Origin of the sequence: Paraburkholderia youngii (assembly GCF_013366925.1) — a bacterium.
Lineage (GTDB): Bacteria > Pseudomonadota > Gammaproteobacteria > Burkholderiales > Burkholderiaceae > Paraburkholderia > Paraburkholderia youngii.
The window spans coordinates 3,452,351-3,472,156 of record NZ_JAALDK010000001.1 but is presented as its reverse complement, the minus strand read 5'-3'; the positions used below and the strand labels follow the sequence as shown (position 1 = coordinate 3,472,156).

At 66.1% G+C, this 19,806-nt stretch carries 16 protein-coding genes; 4 read left to right on the top strand and 12 right to left on the bottom strand.

Annotated features, from left to right (window positions below; genetic code table 11):
* Positions 1 to 528 precede the first annotated feature (528 nt).
* The 6 genes from G5S42_RS15950 to G5S42_RS15925 form a co-directional block, all read right to left on the bottom strand.
* A complete protein-coding gene (locus G5S42_RS15950) occupies positions 529 to 771 on the bottom strand; it encodes a hypothetical protein (RefSeq protein ID WP_176120688.1) in 243 nt (80 codons plus the stop codon).
* Positions 772 to 1,066: 295 nt separating this feature from the next.
* A complete protein-coding gene (locus tag G5S42_RS15945; RefSeq protein WP_176107633.1) occupies positions 1,067 to 1,921 on the bottom strand; it encodes an IclR family transcriptional regulator in 855 nt (284 codons plus the stop codon).
* Between the two features lie 130 nt (positions 1,922 to 2,051).
* Positions 2,052 to 2,903, bottom strand: a complete 852-nt coding sequence (locus G5S42_RS15940) for a sugar phosphate isomerase/epimerase family protein (RefSeq protein ID WP_176107632.1) — start codon at positions 2,901 to 2,903, stop codon at positions 2,052 to 2,054.
* A gap of 15 nt (positions 2,904 to 2,918) precedes the next feature.
* Positions 2,919 to 3,530: an NIPSNAP family protein gene (locus tag G5S42_RS15935; RefSeq protein ID WP_176107631.1), complete on the bottom strand. Its 612-nt coding sequence runs from the start codon at positions 3,528 to 3,530 to the stop codon at positions 2,919 to 2,921.
* Positions 3,530 to 5,314: an FAD-dependent oxidoreductase gene (locus tag G5S42_RS15930; RefSeq protein WP_176107630.1), complete on the bottom strand. Its 1,785-nt coding sequence runs from the start codon at positions 5,312 to 5,314 to the stop codon at positions 3,530 to 3,532. Before G5S42_RS15930 ends, G5S42_RS15935 begins: the two co-directional genes overlap by 1 nt.
* Before the next feature lie 99 nt (positions 5,315 to 5,413).
* Positions 5,414 to 7,201, bottom strand: coding sequence for an FAD-dependent oxidoreductase (locus G5S42_RS15925; RefSeq protein ID WP_176107629.1), 1,788 nt, complete (start codon positions 7,199 to 7,201; stop codon positions 5,414 to 5,416).
* 166 nt (positions 7,202 to 7,367) lie between these two features.
* Here G5S42_RS15925 and G5S42_RS15920 point away from each other — a divergent pair, with 166 nt between their 5' ends.
* A complete protein-coding gene (locus G5S42_RS15920; RefSeq protein WP_176107628.1) occupies positions 7,368 to 8,216 on the top strand; it encodes a shikimate dehydrogenase family protein in 849 nt (282 codons plus the stop codon).
* 106 nt (positions 8,217 to 8,322) lie between these two features.
* Positions 8,323 to 8,946 (top strand): ABC transporter ATP-binding protein, encoded by a 624-nt coding sequence (locus tag G5S42_RS15915; RefSeq protein ID WP_176107627.1) that lies wholly within the window; start codon positions 8,323 to 8,325, stop codon positions 8,944 to 8,946.
* 50 nt (positions 8,947 to 8,996) lie between these two features.
* Here G5S42_RS15915 and G5S42_RS15910 read toward each other — a convergent pair whose 3' ends face one another.
* Together G5S42_RS15910 and hmuQ are read right to left on the bottom strand one after the other, a co-directional pair.
* Positions 8,997 to 10,004: a zinc-dependent alcohol dehydrogenase family protein gene (locus G5S42_RS15910; RefSeq protein WP_176107626.1), complete on the bottom strand. Its 1,008-nt coding sequence runs from the start codon at positions 10,002 to 10,004 to the stop codon at positions 8,997 to 8,999.
* Positions 10,005 to 10,077: 73 nt separating this feature from the next.
* Positions 10,078 to 10,392, bottom strand: a complete 315-nt coding sequence (hmuQ, locus tag G5S42_RS15905; protein WP_176107625.1) for a heme-degrading protein HmuQ — start codon at positions 10,390 to 10,392, stop codon at positions 10,078 to 10,080.
* A 190-nt stretch (positions 10,393 to 10,582) separates the two neighbouring features.
* Between hmuQ and copM the strand changes: the two genes are divergently transcribed.
* Positions 10,583 to 10,978 (top strand): CopM family metallochaperone, encoded by a 396-nt coding sequence (gene copM, locus G5S42_RS15900; protein WP_176107624.1) that lies wholly within the window; start codon positions 10,583 to 10,585, stop codon positions 10,976 to 10,978.
* A gap of 13 nt (positions 10,979 to 10,991) precedes the next feature.
* Here copM and G5S42_RS15895 read toward each other — a convergent pair whose 3' ends face one another.
* The 4 genes from G5S42_RS15895 to prpC all read right to left on the bottom strand — a co-directional run bounded on the left by G5S42_RS15895 (position 10,992) and on the right by prpC (position 17,581).
* Complete coding sequence (locus tag G5S42_RS15895) at positions 10,992 to 12,233, bottom strand: MFS transporter (protein ID WP_176107623.1); 1,242 nt, start codon at positions 12,231 to 12,233, stop codon at positions 10,992 to 10,994.
* A 90-nt stretch (positions 12,234 to 12,323) separates the two neighbouring features.
* A complete protein-coding gene (prpF, locus tag G5S42_RS15890) occupies positions 12,324 to 13,520 on the bottom strand; it encodes a 2-methylaconitate cis-trans isomerase PrpF (protein ID WP_176107622.1) in 1,197 nt (398 codons plus the stop codon).
* A 109-nt stretch (positions 13,521 to 13,629) separates the two neighbouring features.
* On the bottom strand, positions 13,630 to 16,227 hold the full coding sequence (acnD, locus tag G5S42_RS15885) for a Fe/S-dependent 2-methylisocitrate dehydratase AcnD (protein WP_176107621.1): 2,598 nt from the start codon (positions 16,225 to 16,227) through the stop codon (positions 13,630 to 13,632).
* A gap of 184 nt (positions 16,228 to 16,411) precedes the next feature.
* The gene (gene prpC, locus G5S42_RS15880) at positions 16,412 to 17,581 is read right to left on the bottom strand and encodes a bifunctional 2-methylcitrate synthase/citrate synthase (protein ID WP_176107620.1); all 1,170 of its coding nucleotides are present in this window, start codon (positions 17,579 to 17,581) and stop codon (positions 16,412 to 16,414) included.
* 244 nt (positions 17,582 to 17,825) lie between these two features.
* Here prpC and prpR point away from each other — a divergent pair, with 244 nt between their 5' ends.
* Positions 17,826 to 19,784, top strand: coding sequence for a propionate catabolism operon regulatory protein PrpR (gene prpR / locus G5S42_RS15875; RefSeq protein ID WP_176107619.1), 1,959 nt, complete (start codon positions 17,826 to 17,828; stop codon positions 19,782 to 19,784).
* Positions 19,785 to 19,806: the final 22 nt, after the last annotated feature.

Genomic DNA, 19,806 nt, shown 5'->3' with positions numbered 1-19,806 from the left:
GGACGACGAGAAGTGCGTCCCGGTGAGCCGCGGTTGCCGAAGGCAGTATGCCCGGGTTACGCGTCTGTCAAATTCGCGGAAAAGGCCTATTTGTACCGTCTATCCGGCCGTCGACACGCCGGAAGGGGAATGCGGCGAGGGCGCGAAAGGCGTCGCCGCATTGGCTCCGGCGCACAGTTTATCAGTGTAAAAAGCGGCGCGTGTTTCAATGTCTATATCTAACCGCACCCCAATTAAGATCAGTCAGAATTACTGGGAAAAGCGCGATTTTAGAAAGACATAATTGATCTGAAAAAACAGCTCGCGATTATGTCAGGATGTTGGAATCCGGCGGCCATATCGGGCGGATGCGCGACGGGCCTCTGCGGGCCCGTTCGCGTCATCGCCGCTTTTCTCTCAGGTTCTGCTTTTTTGACGTCGGCGCCGAGCGGCGTCGACGGTACTCTCCTCCACTGCACTACTTCGGTCCTCGCGGACCACCCCGACATCTCAGGCCGCCGTGCGCCGCGCGACGCTGGCCTGCGCCTGCTAGCGCAACATGCCGCGCAGCTTCGCAATGCGCGAGCGCTGGCTCTCGACAAGATGATGCGTATCCTCGAGCGCGCGGATGCGCCGCTCCCAATAGACGTGGTCGAGTTCACCGGATTGCGTCGCGCGCTTGCGCGTCGCGTAGCCGAGCACACTCTCGAGATGCTGCAAATGGCTATCCGCGAACCTCGCCGGTAGCCGCCCGCCGCGTTGCGCGGCTGTTTGCCTGCTCGTAAGGCTCATCTTCGCTCCCCTCGCGTCCTGCCTGTTGGCCCGATGACCCCGCCGCATCGATTGCTCAAACCGAAAGCAATCTGCAATCTACGCGTGTGACGTTAGCGCAGTTTTGGGGCACGGCTTGACCGTGCGTCTCAAAATTGGGCGCTTGCGTCAGAAATGCCGACTGGTATGGCCGTCTTTGCATGCGCAAACGGCTCGGCGCACGGGATTGCCCGGCTTGGCGAAGCGGCGGACGAGCTGGTGCGCTGCCCGCTGCTTCAGATCGCGGAACTCGCGAATGGATTCGGATGGTCGGCGCTCAAGCCGCGCGCGGCCGGCCCCTGCGCTTCGGCTCGACCGGCCGCACGACCGCCACTGGCCGCGCGACGCGCGGCGTGCGCTTGAAATACGGCGAGCTGAGGGTGGCCGCGCTCATGTCCGACGCGGCTTCGAGCAGCGCCGGCGCGAGTTCTTTCAGCCGCGCGTCCGGCAGGCGGCTGGTCGGCCCTGCGAGGCTGACGGTGCCGACCACCAGCCCGGTCACCGGATGGCGAATCGCGGCCGCCATCGACGTCATGCCCGCCTCGTAGGTTTCGCTCGCGATGCCGTAGCCGCGCTTGCGCGCGCCGGCCAGGTCCTGCAGAAACTGCTGGATCGTCTTCGGTGCCTTCGGCCCGCGCGGGCCCGCCTTGCCGATGCCGCCCTGGCGCGACACGAGTTCGAGCGCTTCCTCGTCGCTCATGGTCGCGAGCCACGCCTGGCCGCTCGCGGTGCAATGCAGCGGCGGACTGCTGCCCATGTCCGGGTCGTAGCGCAGCCCGGAGCGCGCGCCCTGCGCCTTGCCGACGAACGTAATGTGATCGTCCTCGATCACGCCCAGGCGCGCGAGTTCGCCGGACGCGCTCGCGAGCCGATCCAGCACGGGCTGCGAAATATCGAGCACGCCGGCCGTGGACAGCCACATCAGCCCGAGCGACACCAACTTCAGCGCAAGCACGTACTCGCCGTGCTCATCCTGACGCACGTAGCCTTCGTCGCTCAGCTCCGCGAGCAGCCGATGCGTGCCGCTGCGCGGGATGTTCAGCGTGTCGGCGATCGCGGCCAGCTGCATGCTGCCGCCCTGCTTCGCCAGCAATTCGATGATGGCCAGCGCCCGCTCGAGATTCCCCGCCATGATCCACTCTCATTCGATTCGAATCCCACATGAGAACATGATTCCACATTGGAATTCAAGGGCACGGCGGGCGTCGGTTCCGGCTTTCGTGAAGGGACCAGCCGGGGTTGAACTGCGGTTTGCGGTTACATCATAACGTGATGGATGACGGCGTCGCCATATAAGTCCGTTCGAGCAGAGCGAGTGTCGCCTCGCGCAGCCTGCGTGCGCGTTCGAGCGCGGAGGCGGTTTTCGCCCATTGCTGCATCGGCACTTCGAGGCTGATCGGCAGATGGTCGGGCAGCGCGCGCAGAATGCCGGCGAGATCGAGGCCGCCCTCGCCCGGAATCATGCGCTCGCAACGTGCCTGATGCAGCAACGTGTCGAGATCGGCTGGCCGTTCGGCCGGCGCGTCGCAGAACTGCACGTAGCCGAAGTACTCGCGCGGCAACGCGCGCAACGTATCCGTCGGCGTCCCCGCGCGATCGAAGTGGATCGGATCGACGATCAGCCCGGTATTGGGTCGCGCGGCCGCCTTCACGATGCGCGCACCTTGCGTGACGTCCTTCACGTCGGTCCACGGCATCGGTTCGAGCGACGGCGCGAGGCCGCGCGGTTCGGCCAGCTCGCACAATCGTGCAAGCCGCTCGGCGGTGCGCGCTTCGTCGGGATCGTTGCCCGCGACCAGCACGTAGCGTGCGCCGAGTTCGGCGGCGGTGTCGAGCATCGGCAGAAATGCGTTTACGTCGGTGTCGGGCTTCAGGCGCAGAATTTCGACGTCGAGCACCTTGACACCGGTGTCGCGCACACGCGCGAGCGTTTCGCGCTTCAATGCGCCTGGGCTAATGATGTCGTGGTGCACTTCGTGATCGGTGGCGGGCACGAGGCGCAGGCCGACGCAGTCGTAGCCGGCCTGCGCGGCGCACTCGACCATCTGCGGCGGGCTCAGTTCGAGCACGGTCAACGCCGACAGCGACAGCTCGCGCGAGTTGGGCGGGGTCATGTCGTTTCCTCGAGTTCAGCGCAACGGCGAGAACGGCGCCGGCACGCAGATCGTCGACTCCATCGTCGTCAGATGGGCCGGGCCGCCCTTCGGCGGCCAGATGCCGTCCTTCACCGCTTCGGCGCGAATCCGCGAACGTTCGTCGACGCCCGCATACGGCCAGATGTTCAGGAAGCGCGGCACGGCGCCATCGAGCGCGTACATCGCGCCGACGAGCGGCGAGCGCCGCGCTCGCTCGGGCACCGCCTTTTCCCATGCGTCGATCGTGTGCTGCAGGCTCGCGAGCCTGGTGCCGTACACGCGCATCTCGTAGATGCCGCCATGCACGGCCGGCTCGATCGGCGGCAGAAAGGGGAACAGCGCATAGCTGTCGATCTTCACGTCGGTAATGAATTCGCCGCAGCCGAACGGATTACCTTCGAGCAGCATACGCTTGCGCTCGGCGATCAGCGACGCTTCGGAATCGAAGCCGCGCAGCACCAGCACCTGCCCGAGCGTGCCGATATCGGAGTACCAGCAGCCGAGCAGCTTCGAGCCCGGTGCGTCGCCGTGGGCCTGGATGTTTTCGAACACCTGTGCGTTGGTGCCGATCTTGACGGTGAGCGTAACGAGGTCGTAGAGAGTCATCAGATGCGTCCTTGTGACGGGATGGAGGAATTCGGAGTGGGTTCGGTGCGCGCGGCACGGGCCGTACCATCGGCCTGCGCCGCGCCGGCGAGCGACAGCCCCGCCAGATACCCGAAAGTCATCGCGGGTCCGAGCGTGATGCCGCCGCTTGGATAGCAGCCGCCCATCATGCTCGCGCTGTCGTTGCCGACCGCGTACAGACCCAGCACCGGCTGGCCTGCGTCGTCGAGCACGCGCGCGGCGGCATCGGTCGCGAGACCGGCGAACGTGCCGAGGCTGCCGGGCAGCAGCTTCACCGCATAGAACGGACCGTGTTCGAGCGGCGCGTTGCAGGGGTTCGGCTGGTGGCGTACATCGCCCTGCACGCGGTTGTATGGCGTCGAGCCTTTGTGAAACTGCGGATCGAAGCCGTCTTTCGCGTAGACGTTGTAGGCGGCGACCGTCGTTTGAAGTCCTTGGGGATCGATGCCGCACTGGCTTGCGAGTTCGGCGAGGCTGTGCGCGCGCCGCAGATAACCGGAGCGGCGATATGGCGCGGTCGGGAATGGAAACGGCTTCGAAAAGCCGAGCCCGTAACGGCGCTGGAAGCGGTGATCGCAGATCAGCCATGCGCAGACTTCCTCGCCCTTCGGCGTCGTGCCGATCAGCGCATTGATGAAGTCGTGATACGACGACGCCTCGTTGACGAAGCGCCGACCCGCGCGCGTGACCGCGATCACGCCCGGCTTCGCGCGCTCGATCAGATGCGGAAACGCGACGGCCTCGCCGCTCTTGCGCGGCACCAGCGACACCGGTGCCCACGCCGCCGGCGTTTCCAGCGATGCGTCGAAATGCGCGTCGACCGCTTCGCCGAGACGAATGCCGTCGCCGGTATTGGTCAGTGGTGCGGCGGACCAGTGCTCGCGACCCGACGGCGTATAAGCGAAGGTTTGCGCGCGCCGCGCGACGTCATGCGGATAACCGCCGCATGCGAGCACGACGCCGCGCGCGGCGCGCACCTCGTGAGCGACACCGCCGATCTCGACGCGCGCTCCAGTGACGCGCCCGCCCCCGGCCCCGCCTTCGCGCAGCAAAGCAACCGCTTTCGCGCCGGTACGCAAATCGACCGCGCGGTCATGCGCCGATTTCAGCAGACGCGCGACCAGCGCATTGCCGTTGACCAGATGCATCGAGCGGCCATAGCGCAACTTGTCTCTCGCGAACGCGGCGAGCCGGCGCAGCACATGCACGGCCGAACGCGGCGAGCGCGTCGCATTGAAGAAATGCGCGAGGTCCTGGCCCGACGCGATCGCCATGCCCTTCAGCGTCACCACGTCGAGCGCGGGACGCAAGCGCTCGATCAGCGAACCGAGCTCGCGGCCATCGAACGGCATCGCGCAGACAGATCGGCCACCTGTCATTGCACCCGGCGTCGTATGAAAGTCGGGAATACGATTGCCGTCGATAAAACGCACCGCCGTCTCGCGCTCGAAAAACTCGATCATTTCCGGACCGCGATCAAGCAGCGCGTCGACCTTGTCGGGATCGTAGTGGGCGCCGAGTTCGTTGCGCAGATAGGTGCGCGATGCTTCGGATTCTTCGACGATGCCCGCGCGCGTCGCGAGCGGATTACGCGGAATCCACATCCAGCCACCCGACCATGCGCTCGTGCCGCCGAACACGTCGGCCTTCTCGGCCACCATCACGCGCAGACCTTGCGTGGCTGCCGTCACCGCGGCAGACAGTCCCGCCGCGCCGGAACCCAGCACCAGTACATCGCATTCGAGGATCGGTTCGCGCTTCATCGCCATTCGCTTCGTCGGTTGGGAAAATCCTTGGTGCTGCATTTGTTGAATACTATTCCACTTCTTAACCTGGTTCGAACCAGGCGTGCCCCTGGTTCGTCAGACGATCTTTTCGTTGGCGGTCTCGGTCGTGCCGCGCGCAACGAACGACGCCGCATCGCCCCGCGCGGCTTTGGCGCGCATCGCCGCATCGCGCGCCGCCAGATACGCGAACGCGAGCCCCGGTCCAAGCGTGATGCCGGGTGCCGGGTAGACACCGCCCATCACCGATTGCAGGTCGTTGCCGCACGCGTACAGGCCGCCGATCGGCTGATCGTCGCGATTCAGCACGCGAGCCTTGTCGTCGCCGACGAGGCCGGTCGCGGCGCCGATATCGCCGGGATAAAGCCGCACCGCGTAAAACGGCGCGCGCACGATCGGGCCGAGGCACGGATTCGGGCCGGGCCAGTTCGCGTCGCCGTTGGCGCGCTGATAGTCGGTCGTGCCGCGCTGGAATTCCGGGTCGACGCCGGTTTTCGCGTAGTGGTTGATCCGCGCGACGTTGTCGGCGAGACCGGCCGCGTCGATGCCGAGCTTGGCAGCGAGTTCGTCGAGCGTCGCGGCTTGCGTCAGATAGCCGTCCGCGAGAAACGGCGCCAGGCCCTTGCCGCCCGGCCGCACCATGCCGAGACCGTATTTGCACAGGCCGTCCGCGTCGGTGACGAGGTAGGCAGGCACCGATGGGGTCTTGCAATGTGCTTCCTGCATCGCGATGCCGAACAGGTGATACGACGTGTTTTCGTTCAGGAAGCGCCGCCCCTGCTGATTGACGACGATCATGCCGGGCTTGCCGCGATCCATGATGAAGTGTGGGAACACCGCGGTCGTGCCGTCCGCGCGCTGGCGTATCGACACCGGCGCCCAGAACGCGTTGCTGAGCGCGCCCTCGCCGTAGCGCGCGCCCGCCGCGAGCGCGAGATCCTGCGCGCTGCCGGTATGGCCCGGCGCGCCCGGGCACCACGTGAGGTCCGCATCCGGCAGCATCGCGCGGCGCCGTTGCGGATGCCGGTTGAAACCGCCGCTCGCGAGAATCACACCACCTGTGACCGAGATTTGCCGGCGCTGCCCGTTCTGACTCAGCGTGATGCCGTCGATCGCGCCGCTCGCGTTCGTGCGCAACGCTTCGAGCTTCGTGCTCACGAGCACTGTGACGTCGCGCGCGAGCAGCGAAGAGAGCAGCCGGCCGATCAGTGCATTGCCCATCACGAGACGCGTGCCGCGCGGCCAGCTGATGCGGTCGCGCGCATGCCGTACAAGCAGTTTCACCGCGTGGCGCAGCGACCGGAACGACTTCGTCATATTGAGCAAATGCCCGACGTCGTCGCGATCGACCATCATGCCGCCGAGCACCGTGAACTCGGGGATCGGCGGACGGATCAGCGCGAAGTGACGGCCGAGCTTGCGGCCGTCGAACGCGAGCGGTTCGAGCGCGCGGCCGCGCAGCGTCGAGCCTTCGAGCTCCGAAAGATAGTCCGGATGAAACGGCCGCGCCCGATACTTGACGTCCGAATTCGCCTCGATATGCGCGACCGCCTGCGGCCCCGCCCGTAGGAACGCACGACGCAACGCTTCGCTGCTGTGCTCGCCGACCGCGCGGCGTAAAAAGCCCTCGGCGTTGGCGCTGCTGTCGTCGGGATTGATCGACGGGCCGTGCGGCGAGTTCGGTATCCAGGTGGTGCCGGCCGAGTACGCGGTCGTGCCGCCCACGTATTCGGTGCTTTCGACCAGCAGCACGCGCGCGCCGTCGATCGCCGCGAACAGCGCCGCCGACATGCCCGCTCCTCCCGCACCGATCACCACGACGTCGAAGGCTTCGTTCTGCTGCAAATCGCTCAATGTCTCCCCCATCTGCTGCTCCTTGTGTGCTCATAATATCTAGAATTTGCTTTTTTATTGGAATACTATTCCGGTATTGAGAAAAAGCAAAGTTTTCTGAACCCACTCGACAACAGCAACACATCGAACCCCGCATCGGGCACGATGCGAACGGGCACCCATCTGAGGAGATTCGACTATGCAGCAGGCTGGAAAGTCTTCGTTCGCGGCGTCGCTCGACGCGGGTCTGAGCGGCGCGACGCGGGTGTATTTCATCGTCGGCGATCCGATTGCGCAGGTGCGTTCGCCGTCCGGTGTGACCGCCGCGTTGCGTTCGGCCGGCCGGGATGCGCTGGTGGTGCCCGCGCACGTCGCGCCCGCCGATCTGCCCGCGTTTTTCGCGGGCATCGCGCCGATGCGCAACGTCGACGGCGTGATCATCACGGTGCCGCACAAATTCAGCGCCGTCAGCTATTGCGCGACGCTCGCCGAAGAAGCCGCGTTCCTCGGCGCGGTCAACACGCTGCGCCGCAACGCCGACGGCGGCTGGCATGGCGGCATGTTCGACGGCACCGGCTTCGTCGCGGCGCTCGCCGCCGCGGGCTGCGAGTTGCCGGGCAAACGCGCGCTGCTGGTCGGCGCGGGCGGCGCGGGCTCGGCGATCGGCCATGCGCTGATTCAGAGCGGCGTCGGCTCGCTCGACGTGCGCGACAACGACGTCGAACGCACCGGCTCGCTGACCGCGCGGCTCGACGCGCTCGGCCGCGGCACGGCGCGTGGCGCGGCGGCCGAACTGGAATTGACCAGGTACGACGTGGTCGTCAACGCGTCGCCGCTCGGCATGCGCGCGGACGATCCATTGCCGATCGACGTCGCCCGCTTGCCGGCCACGACTTTCGTCGGCGATGTCGTAACGAAACCGCCGCTCACGCCGCTGATCGAAGCGGCACGCGCGCGCGGCTGCCCGACCGTGACGGGCACACAGATGTTCGAACGCGTATGCGATCGGATGGTGGAGTTTTTGCTGGAGACATCGCCGGCTGCGTAACGGCGCAAAAGAAGCAGGTGCACGCTGCTACACTGGCGCGAAATTACCCGCACGAAATGCGGCGCAATCCTGCGCCGCGTTCACATCGCCCTTTGGGCGCCAACCCATGCTTCGATTCGACAACCTCAGCAAGCGCTACAGCGACCGAGTCCTGTTCGAAGGACTGCACTTCGACACGACGTCCGGCTGCGTCGCGTTAAACGATGAATCCGGCAGCGGCAAATCGACGTTGCTCGCCATCCTCGCCGGCGCGCTCGAAGCCGATAGCGGCGACGTATGGCTCGGCGGCCATTCGCTGCGTACCGCGCAGCATGCCGCGCAAGCGCTGCTCACGTACGTGCCGGAAGACAGCATGAACTGGCCCGATCAGACCGGCCGCGATTATCTGCGGCAGATCGCGTCGGCGCGACACACCGCGCTGACCGACGACGTGCTCGCGCTCGCCGAACGCTTCGGCCTCGCGCCGCATCTGGACAAACGCTTCGAGCAGATGTCGTATGGCAGCCGCAAAAAAGTGTTTCTGACGGCGGCCGCGCTCGGCGACACCCGAGTGCTGATCGCCGACGAACCTGCCGGCGGACTCGACGCGTCCGCGCGCACGGTGCTCGCGGAGCTGTTCGGAACGCTCGGCACGACGCGCACGGTGTTTTTCACGAGTTACGACGAAGGGTTCACGCAGGCCTGCGAGGCGACGCGTGTCTGTTTCGCGGACCTCGCGAGGCACTCTTGAGCTAGAACGGTCGCGCGCGCCATGCCGGGCCGCGCGCGAGCATTCCATTCTCAGATCGCCACGCAAATCTTGCCGAAGTGCGCACCCGATGCCTCGTGCCGGAACGCGTCGGCGAGCTTGTCCAGCTCGAACGTGCTGTCGATCACCGGTTTGATGCCGGTCGTCTCCAGCGCGCGCACCATGTCGATCTGATCCTGCCGGCTGCCGACGATCAGCCCTTGCAGACGCTGTTGCCGCACCATCAGATGCGCGGTCGGCACCGGGCCCGAGCGGCCGGTCAGCACGCCGATCAATGCAATATGCCCGCCGATGCGGCATGCGGTGATCGACTGCGGCAGCGTGCCTGGACCGCCCACTTCGATCACGTGATCGACGCCGCGCCCGTTGGTGATGTGACGCACCTCTTTGCCCCACTCGGGATTGTCGCGATAGTTGATCGCATGGTCGGCACCGAGTTCGCGCAGCTTCGCGAGCTTCGCATTCGACGACGACGTTGCGATCACCGAAGCTCCCATCGCCTTCGCCATCTGCAAGCCAAAGATCGACACGCCGCCGGTGCCAAGCACCAGCACACTGCTGCCCGCCTTCAACTGACCATCGACGACCAGCGCACGCCACGCGGTCAGCCCCGCCGTGGTCAGCGTCGCCGCTTCGGCGTGGCTATAGCCGGCCGGCGCGTGCGTGAAGTAGTGGCTCGGCAGCACGACGGCTTCGCGCGCGTAACCGTCGACGCCGTCGCCTGGGGTCGTCGAAAAATCGCCGAGTGCGGGCGAGCCGTTTTCCCAGTGCGGGAAGAAGCACGACACGACATGATCGCCGGGCTTGAATTCGCGCACGCCCGCGCCGACCGCTTCGACGACGCCCGCGCCATCGGCCATCGGAATGCGGCCCGCCTCGGCCTGCAGATTGCCGCAGACGACGCCGTAGTCGTGGTAGTTCAACGAGCTCGCGCGAATGCGCACGCGAATCTGCCCGGCCCCGGGCTGACCGGGATCGGGCAGATCGACGACCTGCAGGCTATCGACGGTGGCGGGCGAACCGATTCTGACGGCTTTCATGTTGTTCGTTCCTCGATGAGTGATGCGTGATAGGTGTCGGACGCGCATGCACCATGTCCGCGCGAGCGCTGCGCTATTTGACGGTCTGGATGACCTCGAAGCCTTCGAATTCCGGGTGGCCGAGATACAGTACGCGGCTTTCGTTACCGGCACTGCGATGCGCGGCGCGAAACGCATCGGACCTGGTCCATGCCTCGAACGACGCCTGGTCGCGCCAGATCGTATGGCTCGAATAGAGCACGTGATCGTCCTTGCGCGGTCCCTTCAGCAAATGGAATTCCACGAAGCCCGGCACCTCTTTCAGATGGGTGTCGCGCGTGGTCCACAGATGTTCGAAGGCGTCCTCGGAGCCCGGCGCCACTTTGAAGCGGTTCATCGCGATGTACATACGTTCAGCCTCGTCGAGTGAGTGATGCTGCCAATGATGCTGGATTGGTGATCCGGTGGCATTTCATTATAGGCGTGCATTGCTTTGCCTTCGCTTGACCCTACCACGGTGGGAAGCCCCACGATGTCCGACGTGACCGCTAGAATCGCGCGGATCACGTCGCCACTCTCTTCAACAACGGAAATCGAATATGAAAAATCTTCGCGCGGCGCGCGCTCTCTGTGTGTTCGGCGGTTTGGCATTCGCGGCGGCGGTTCTGCCCGCTCACGCGCAACATCAGGGCATGCCCGGCATGAATATGCAGGATTCGGCGCATGCGGACGCGGGCGCATCGACGCAAGCCTTCAAGGCCGCCGATGATCGCATGATGCATGACATGAGCGCCCCCGAATACACAGGCGACGCGGATCGGGATTTCGTCGCGCACATGATTCCGCATCACCAGGGCGCAATCGAGATGGCGCAGGCGGAGTTGAAATACGGCAAGGACCCCGAGATCAAGAAACTCGCGCGCGACATCATCAAGGCGCAGCATGACGAGATCGCGTTCATGCGGCGCTGGCAGGAAAAGCACGGCGGCAAGTAACGCGCCGCGAGCGTCACCAGCGTGGGTGCTTGCGCAGCAGCGGCGACATCGCGATCAGACCGATGATCGGCCCCGGCAGCAGCAGCCACGCGACGCGCACGTCGAGCGCGTGAAACACGCTCGTCGACCACAGGATCGAGCATGCGGACAGGAAAAAGCCGAAGCTGTTCTGCAGCGTCAGCGCGCCGCCGATCTTGTCGGCGGGACAGGCCTTCACGGACAGCGCAGAAAACTGCGGCGAATCGGCGATCACGCTGATGCCCCACACGAGTAGCAGCGCAAGCTGCGCGGCGGTGCCGAGGCCGGTGGTCAGCGGATAAATCGCGCACAGCGTGCCCGATATCGTCAGCGCAAGCGCGGCGGTGCGCGCGCTGCCGATCGCCTGGCTGAGCCTGCCCCCGAACAGGCAGCCGAGCGCGCCGATCGCGATGATCAGGAACGACCACAACGCGACGGTGCCCGGTGCCGCCGGCGCGCCGCTCGCGAACGCGCGCTGCACGAGCAGCGGCGTCAGCGTCCAGAACGCGTACAACTCCCACATGTGACCGAAATAGCCGAGCGCGGCCGAGCGAAACTCGCTGATGCGCACGACCTGTCCGACGCCCGCCGACAAACCGAAGCGCCGGATGCCCGCGCGCCGCGCGTGCGGCCCCTCGCCGAGCACGAACACCAGCAGCGCGCCGATCACCGCGAGCCCTGACGAAGTGAGCACCACGGTTTGCCACGGCACGCCCGACAGCAACGCGCGAATCGCATGCACCGACGCCGTGCCGAGCGTCAGCATCGCGACGAGCAACGCGAGGGTCTGCGCGGCGCGGCGCGGGTCCCACGTCACGAGCAGTTTCATGCCGAGCGGATAGATGCCCGCGAGCGCGACGCCCACGCCGAAGCGAAACACGAGCGCCGACGCGAGCCCGCTGCTGCAAAGCGCGAATAGCGCATTCAGGGTCGCGCCGAGCACGCCGCAGACGGCGAACACCTTGCTCGCCGACAGGCGATCCGCGAGTCCGGTGGTCGCCGACAGCAAGGTCCCGACGATAAAGCCGGCCTGCACCGCATTCGTCAGCCAGCCGATCCCGGACGCGCTCAGTTGCCACGCGATCTGCAAATCGCGCATCGCGCCGTTCGCGCTGAACCACAAGGAGGTGCCGAGCAATTGGGCAATCGCGATCACGAGCACCGCGCGTTTGGCACGCACGTTATCGCGCGCCGCGTCGGCGGAATTCGTTGCGTCGGCGTCCAGCCTGTTCTGCATCGTGCCTCCTCTGCGTCGGGTCTGAGCCGGCCGCTGGGAGTCGTTGTGGGAGCGGCCGTCTCGAGCGGCCATTGTAGATGACGCGTCGGTTCACAGCGGCGGATGCGACGGCTGCGGCAGCCGCACACAACCCTCCATCAACACGCGCGCGCTGCGGCTCATCATCGCCTTCGTGACGACCCACTCGCCGTCCTTCAGGCTCGCCTGCGCGCCGACGCGCAACGTGCCCGACGGATGCCCGAAGCGCACCGACTCGCGCTCGCCGCCGCCCGCCGCCTGATTGACGAGCGTGCCGGCGATCGCCGCCGCAGTGCCGATCGCGACCGCCGCCGTGCCCATCATCGCGTGATGCAGCTTGCCCATCGACATCGCGCGCACCAGCAGATCGACGTCGCCCGCGCGCACCGGCTTGCCGCTCGACGCCACGTAGTCGACCGGCTTAGCGACGAACGCGATCTTCGGCGTGTGCTGGCGCGTCGCGATCTCGTCGAGATTCTTGATGAGCCCCATGCGCAGCGCGCCGTGCGCGCGGATCGTCTCGAACATCGCGAGCGCCTTCGCATCGCTATTGATCGCGTCCTGCAACTCGGTGCCCTTGTAGCCGATCGCTTCGGCGTCGACGAAAATCGTCGGGATGCCCGCGTTGATCATCGTCGCCTTCAGCGTGCCGACGCCGGGCACTTCCAGGTCGTCGACGAGGTTGCCGGTCGGGAACATCGCGCCGCCCGCGCCTTCTTCGTCGGCGGCCGGGTCGATGAATTCGAGCGGCACTTCGGCGGCCGGGAAGGTCACGCCGTCGAGCTCGAAGTCGCCGGTTTCCTGCACCGCGCCATCGGTCATCGGCACGTGCGCGATGATCGTCTTGCCGATATTGGCCTGCCAGATCCGCACGATCGCGACGCCGTCACGCGGCACGCGGCTCGCATCGACGAGGCCCGCGCTGATCGCGAACGGTCCCACCGCGGCCGACAGGTTGCCGCAATTGCCGCTCCAATCGACGAACGCCTTGTCGATCGAGACCTGACCGAACAGATAGTCGACGTCGTGATCGGGCCGGCTGCTGCGCGAGATGATCACGGTCTTGCTGGTGCTCGACGTCGCGCCGCCCATGCCGTCGATCTGCTTGCCGTACGGATCGGGACTGCCGATCACGCGCATCAGCAGCGCGTCGCGCGCGGCGCCCGGCCGTTGCGCGGCCTCGGGCAGATCCTGCAGACGGAAAAACACGCCCTTGCTGGTGCCGCCGCGCATGTAGGTGGCCGGAATCCTGATCTGTGGTGAGTGCATGAAAGTGTCCTGATGTGACCTGTTCTTTGATGAGGAAGGGCGATGCGGCGTATCAAGCCGCATCGCCCTCTTCTGCTGTGACGTTCAGTGCAAAACTCGCTTCAAACCATCAAGCCGCCGCCCTGGCCGACTCGAGAAAGTCCTGCGCGAAACGCTGCAGCACGCCGCCGGCTTCGTAGATCGAAACTTCTTCGGCCGTATCGAGCCGGCACGTCACCGGCACTTCGACACGCTCGCCGTTGCGGCGATGAATCACCAGCGTCAGATCGGCGAGCGGCTTGCGCTCGCCGATCACGTCGAACGTCTCGGTGCCGTCGATGCCGAGCGTCAGGCGATTCACACCCGGTTTGAATTCGAGCGGCAACACGCCCATGCCGACGAGGTTCGTGCGGTGAATCCGCTCGAAGCCTTCCGCGACGATCGCTTCGGTGCCCGCGAGCCGCACGCCCTTCGCGGCCCAGTCGCGCGACGAACCCTGGCCGTAGTCGGCACCCGCGATCACGATCAGCGGCTGCTTGCGCTCCATGTACGTTTCGATCGCTTCCCACATGCGCGTGACCCTGCCCTCGGGCTCGATGCGCGCGAGCGAACCGGCCTTCACCTGGCCGTTCTCGATCACCATCTCGTTCTTCAGCGTCGGGTTCGCGAAGGTCGCGCGCTGCGCGGTCAGGTGATCGCCGCGGTGCGTCGCGTACGAGTTGAAGTCTTCTTCGGGCAGGCCCATCTTCGTCAGGTACTCGCCGGCCGCGCTGTCGGGCAGAATCGCGTTCGACGGCGACAGGTGGTCCGTCGTGATGTTATCGCCGAGCACGGCCAACGCGCGCATGCCCTTGAGCGTGCGCTCGCCGGCGAGCGCGCCTTCCCAGTACGGCGGACGGCGAATGTAAGTGCTTTGCGCGCGCCAGTCGTACAGCGGGTCGGCCTTCGCGCCGGTGTCGGCGGACAGCGCGAACATCGGTTCATACACCTTGCGGAATTGCTCCGGCTTCACGCTCGCCGCGACGATCGCATCGATCTCCGCATCCGACGGCCACAAATCTTTCAGCGTGACCGCATGACCGTCCGCATCGACGCCGAGCACCTCCTTTTCGATGTCGAAGCGGATCGTGCCCGCGATCGCATAAGCGACCACCAGCGGCGGCGACGCGAGAAACGCCTGCTTCGCAAACGGATGGATGCGGCCGTCGAAGTTGCGGTTGCCCGACAGCACGGCGGTCGCGTACAGGTCGCGCTCGATCACTTCCTTCTGGATCACCGGGTCCAACGCGCCGGACATGCCGTTGCACGACGTGCACGCATACGCGACCACGCCGAAGCCGAGTTGTTCGAGTTCCGGCAGCAGCCCTGCCTCTTCCAGATACAGCGTGACCGCCTTCGAGCCAGGCGCGAGCGAGCTCTTGACCCACGGCTTGCGCACGAGTCCGCGCCGGTTCGCATTGCGCGCGACGAGGCCCGCGGCGATCATGTTGCGCGGATTGTTCGTGTTGGTGCAGCTCGTAATCGCGGCGATGATCACCGCGCCGTCCGGCATCAGACCGGGCTCGTTGTCGACCTTGCCGCTGACGCCGCGCGCGGCCAGCTCCGACACCGGCAAGCGGCGATGCGGATTCGACGGCCCCGCGAGCGTGCGCACCACGGTCGACAAATCGAACTTCAGCACGCGCTCGTACTCGGCATGCTTCAGCGTATCGGCCCACAAGCCGGTGTGTTTCGCGTACGTTTCGACGAGTTTGACGAGTTCGTCGTCGCGGCCGGTCAGCTTCAGATAGCGAATGGTCTGCTCGTCGATGTAGAACATCGCGGCGGTCGCGCCGAACTCGGGCGCCATGTTCGCGATCGTCGCGCGATCGCCCAGCGTCAGGTTCGCCGCGCCTTCGCCATAGAACTCCAGGTACGCGCCGACCACCTTCTGCTTGCGCAGGAATTCGGTCAACGAAAGCACCACGTCGGTCGCGGTGATGCCCTCGCCCGGCTTGCCGCTCAGCTCCACGCCGACGATATCGGGCAGCCGCATGTACGACGCACGGCCGAGCATCACGCTCTCCGCTTCGAGGCCGCCGACGCCGATCGCGATCACGCCGAGCGCATCGACCATCGGCGTATGCGAGTCGGTGCCGACCAGCGTGTCGGGAAACGCGACGCCGTCCTTCACCTGCACGACCGGGCTCATCCGTTCGAGGTTGATCTGATGCAGGATGCCGTTGCCGGGCGGAATCACATCGACGTTGCGGAACGCGCGCTTGGTCCAGTTGATGAAGTCGAAGCGGTCTTCGTTGCGGCGGTCTTCGATCGCGCGATTCTTCGCGAATGCGTCCGGATCGAAACCCCCGCACTCGACGGCGAGCGAGTGATCGACGACCAGCTGCGTCGGCACCACCGGATTCACGAGCGACGGATCACCGCCTTGCGCGGCGATCGCATCGCGCAGGCCCGCCAGGTCGACGAGCGCGGTCTGGCCCAGAATGTCGTGGCACACGACGCGCGCCGGGAACCACGGAAAATCGAGCTCGCGTTTGCGTTCGATGATCTGTTTGAGCGAAGCGGTCAGCGTCACCGGATCGCAGCGGCGCACCAGGTTTTCGGCGAGCACACGCGACGTGTAGGGCAGCTTGTCGTAGGCGCCGGGTTCGATCGCGTCGACCGCGGCACGCGTATCGAAGAAGTCGAGTTCGGTGCCCGGAAGGCGTTTGCGGTTGGCAGTATTCATGACGTAGGGACAGGACGGTTATCGGCCGCCGGACGGTGTGCCGGCGGCCTCCGGGAGCGCGTCGCTCGCGCGGCCGGGCGGGCAGTGCAGGTAGTTTAGCTCGCTGCCGACGGGTTGCTGATTTGCGATTGTTCGATGCTTCCAGCGGAGCGGCCGCGCGATGCGTGCCGCTCCCAAGCTCACGTCAAACGCGCTTCGCCAGCGGCACGAACGGCAGGTCGTCCGGTCCGGTGTAGTTCGCGCTCGGCCGGATGATCTTGTTGTCGACGCGCTGTTCGATGATGTGCGCGCTCCAGCCGGCCGTACGCGAGATCACGAACAGCGGCGTGAACATCGCGGTCGGCACGCCCATCATGTGATAAGACACCGCGCTGAACCAGTCGAGGTTCGGGAACATCTTCTTCGCTTCCCACATCACCGATTCGAGGCGCTCGGCGATCGAGAACAGCTTCATGTTGCCCGCTTCCTTCGACAGCTTCTTCGCGACTTCCTTGATGACCTTGTTGCGCGGGTCCGAGATCGTGTACACCGGATGGCCGAAGCCGATCACGACTTCCTTGTTCTCGACGCGGCGGCGGATGTCGGCTTCGGCTTCGTCGGGTGTCTGGTAGCGCGACTGGATTTCGAACGCTGCTTCGTTGGCGCCGCCGTGCTTCGGGCCGCGCAGCGCGCCGATCGCGCCGGTGATCGCCGAATACATGTCCGAGCCGGTGCCCGCGATCACGCGGCCCGTGAACGTCGACGCATTGAACTCGTGCTCCGCGTACAGGTTCAGCGACACGTGCATCGCCTCGACCCACGCCTTCGACGGCTCGACGCCATGCAGCAGATGCAGGAAATGGCCGCCGATCGAATCGTCGTCGGTTTCGACCTCGATGCGCTTGCCGTTGTGCGAGTAGTGATACCAGTACAGCAGCATCGAGCCGAGCGAGGCCATCAGCTTGTCGGCGATGTCGCGCGCGCCGGGCAGGTTGTGATCGTCCTTCTCCGGCAGCACCGTGCCGAGCACCGACACGCCGGTGCGCATCACGTCCATCGGATGCGCGGCGGCCGGAATCCATTCGAGCGCGGCCTTCACGTTGGCGGGCAGACCGCGCATCGACTTCAGCTTCGTCTTGTAGGCGGTCAGTTCGGCCTGCGTGGGCAGCTTGCCGTGGACCAGCAGGTAAGCGATCTCCTCGAATTCGCACGCGCCTGCGATATCGAGAATGTCGTAGCCGCGATAGTGCAGATCGTTGCCGGTCTTGCCGACCGTGCACAGCGCGGTGTTGCCCGCGGTCACGCCCGACAGCGCGACGGATTTTTTCGGCTTGAAAGCGCCTGTGTTCGGCGTGCTGTTGTCTGCTTCGCTCATTTGGATTGTCTCCGGGAAAGGATTGGAATTTGGCGCATTGCCTTGACTGGGCTGCCTAGAACGCAAGGAACGGGCCAGGCCGGACGCCGCCTGCTAAGTGCCTGATTTGACGCAAGTGTGGCGAACCAATCACGCGGGCTCGCCATACACTCGATTTCATTAATGAAACTACGAATTTCAAATTGGGAACGAATGCTCGCATAATGGAGCCTCCGAACCAACCCGCCGTCGCGAGCCGCCCACCTTGAGCACCTCTCTTTACGAACCGCCGCAGCGTCCGCGCGTCTGGGCGCTGAGCATCAGCCGCCTGCGCGATCTGTTCTTCGACATCGCCGGCGAATACGTGGATCGCGCGGATGTCCGCATCGTGTCGCACGCGTTCGAAGACGCAGTGCGCGAAATCGAGGGCGCGGGCGCCGCGCGTCCCGATGTCGTGCTAGCGGGCGGCTCGAACGGCGCGTATCTGAAGACGCGCGTGTCGGTGCCGGTCGTGCGCATCAGTCCGACCGGCTACGACGTGATGCATGCGCTCGCGCGCGCGCGTCGCGAAGGCGCGCGCGTCGCGCTCGTCACGCACGGCGACACCCCCGACGAAGTCCGCCGTTTCACCGCCGCGTACGCGCTCGACGTCACGTTCGCGTCGTATCAGTCCGCGCAGGACGCCGAGAGCGTCGTGCTCGATCTCAGCGATCGCGGCATCGACGTCGTGGTCGGCCCGGGCATGGTCACCGATCTCGCCGCCAACGCGGGCATGGACGCGGTGTTTCTGTACTCGCGCGCGTCGGTGCGGGCCGGCTTCGATACCGCGCTCGAAGTCGCGCAAGCGACGCGCCGCGAAACCGTGCGGCGTCAGCGGCTCGACACGTTGCTGCAGCATCTGCGCGACGGCGTCGTCGCGCTCGATGCGCAAGGCCGCGTCGAACTGATGAACCAGCGTCTCGCGAGCGTGCTCGGCATCGATGCCGCGAAGGCCGTCGGCCGCGCGCTGCTCGAACTCGCGCCCGACCTCGCGGGCAGTCTGCCCGACGCGGAGGGCGACAGCTTCTGCACGGTACGCGGCGCGAGCTATGTCGTGCATCGCGGGCCGCTCGCGAGCAGCGGCGCGGCGCCGGGCACCGTGCTGACGTTTCAGGAATCGCGCGCGGTCGAGCGGCTCGATCGCACGTTGCGCGCGCGGCAACGTGTGCAGCAGTTCACCGCGCGCTACCGGCTCGACGACATCGTCGGCGCGTCGGAATCGATCGAACGGGTGCGCGCGCTGGTCGCGCGCTATGCGAGGTCGGACGCGACCGTGCTGATTCTCGGCGAGAGCGGCACCGGCAAGGAGATGGTCGCGCAGAGCATGCATCAGTTGAGCGTACGGCGCGACTTCGCCTTCGTCGCGATCAATTGCGGCGCGTTTCCGGAGGCGCTGCTCGAAAGCGAGCTGTTCGGCTACGAGGAAGGCGCGTTCACCGGCGCGCGCAAGGGCGGCAAGGCGGGGCTGATCGAGGTCGCGCATCGCGGCACGCTGTTTCTCGACGAGATCGGCGAGATGCCGTTGCCGTTGCAGAGCCGCCTGTTGCGCGTGTTGCAGGAGCGCGAGGTGGTGCGGCTCGGATCGACGGAGCCGATGCGCGTCGATATCCGCGTGGTCGCGGCGACGCATCGCGCGCTGACCGACGCCGTCGCGGCCGGCAGTTTCCGCGCCGATCTGTACTACCGGCTCAACATCCTGAGCATCGCGCTACCGCCGCTGCGCGAGCGGCCGAACGACTTGCTGCCGCTCGCCGCCGAACTGTTGCGCCAGGCGGCCGCGCGCGAGCCGAGGTTGGCCGCGCGCGTGCCCGACGCGCAGACCGCCGCGCGCATGCTCGAGGGGTTGGGTGGGGCGCTGCGGCGCTATGCGTGGCCGGGTAATGTGCGCGAGTTGCAGAACGTGATCGAGCGGATCGTGGTTGAACTCGCCGATAACGACGCGGGCACGGATGCCAGCGCGGCGCTCGTCACGCGCGACATGCTGCGCGTGATCGCGCCGGAAGTCGTCGAGCCCATCGCGCGCGCGAAGCCGGCGGCGCTGACGCTGCGCGAGCGCAGCCGTCATGTCGAGGCCGATGAAATCCGCGCGGTGCTCGCGTCTCACGAAGGCGATCGCGATGCTGCTTGCGCCGCGTTGGGCATCAGCAAGACGACCTTGTGGCGCAAGTTGAATGCGGGGCGGTAGGTGTGGGGCATGGTTGCGAACG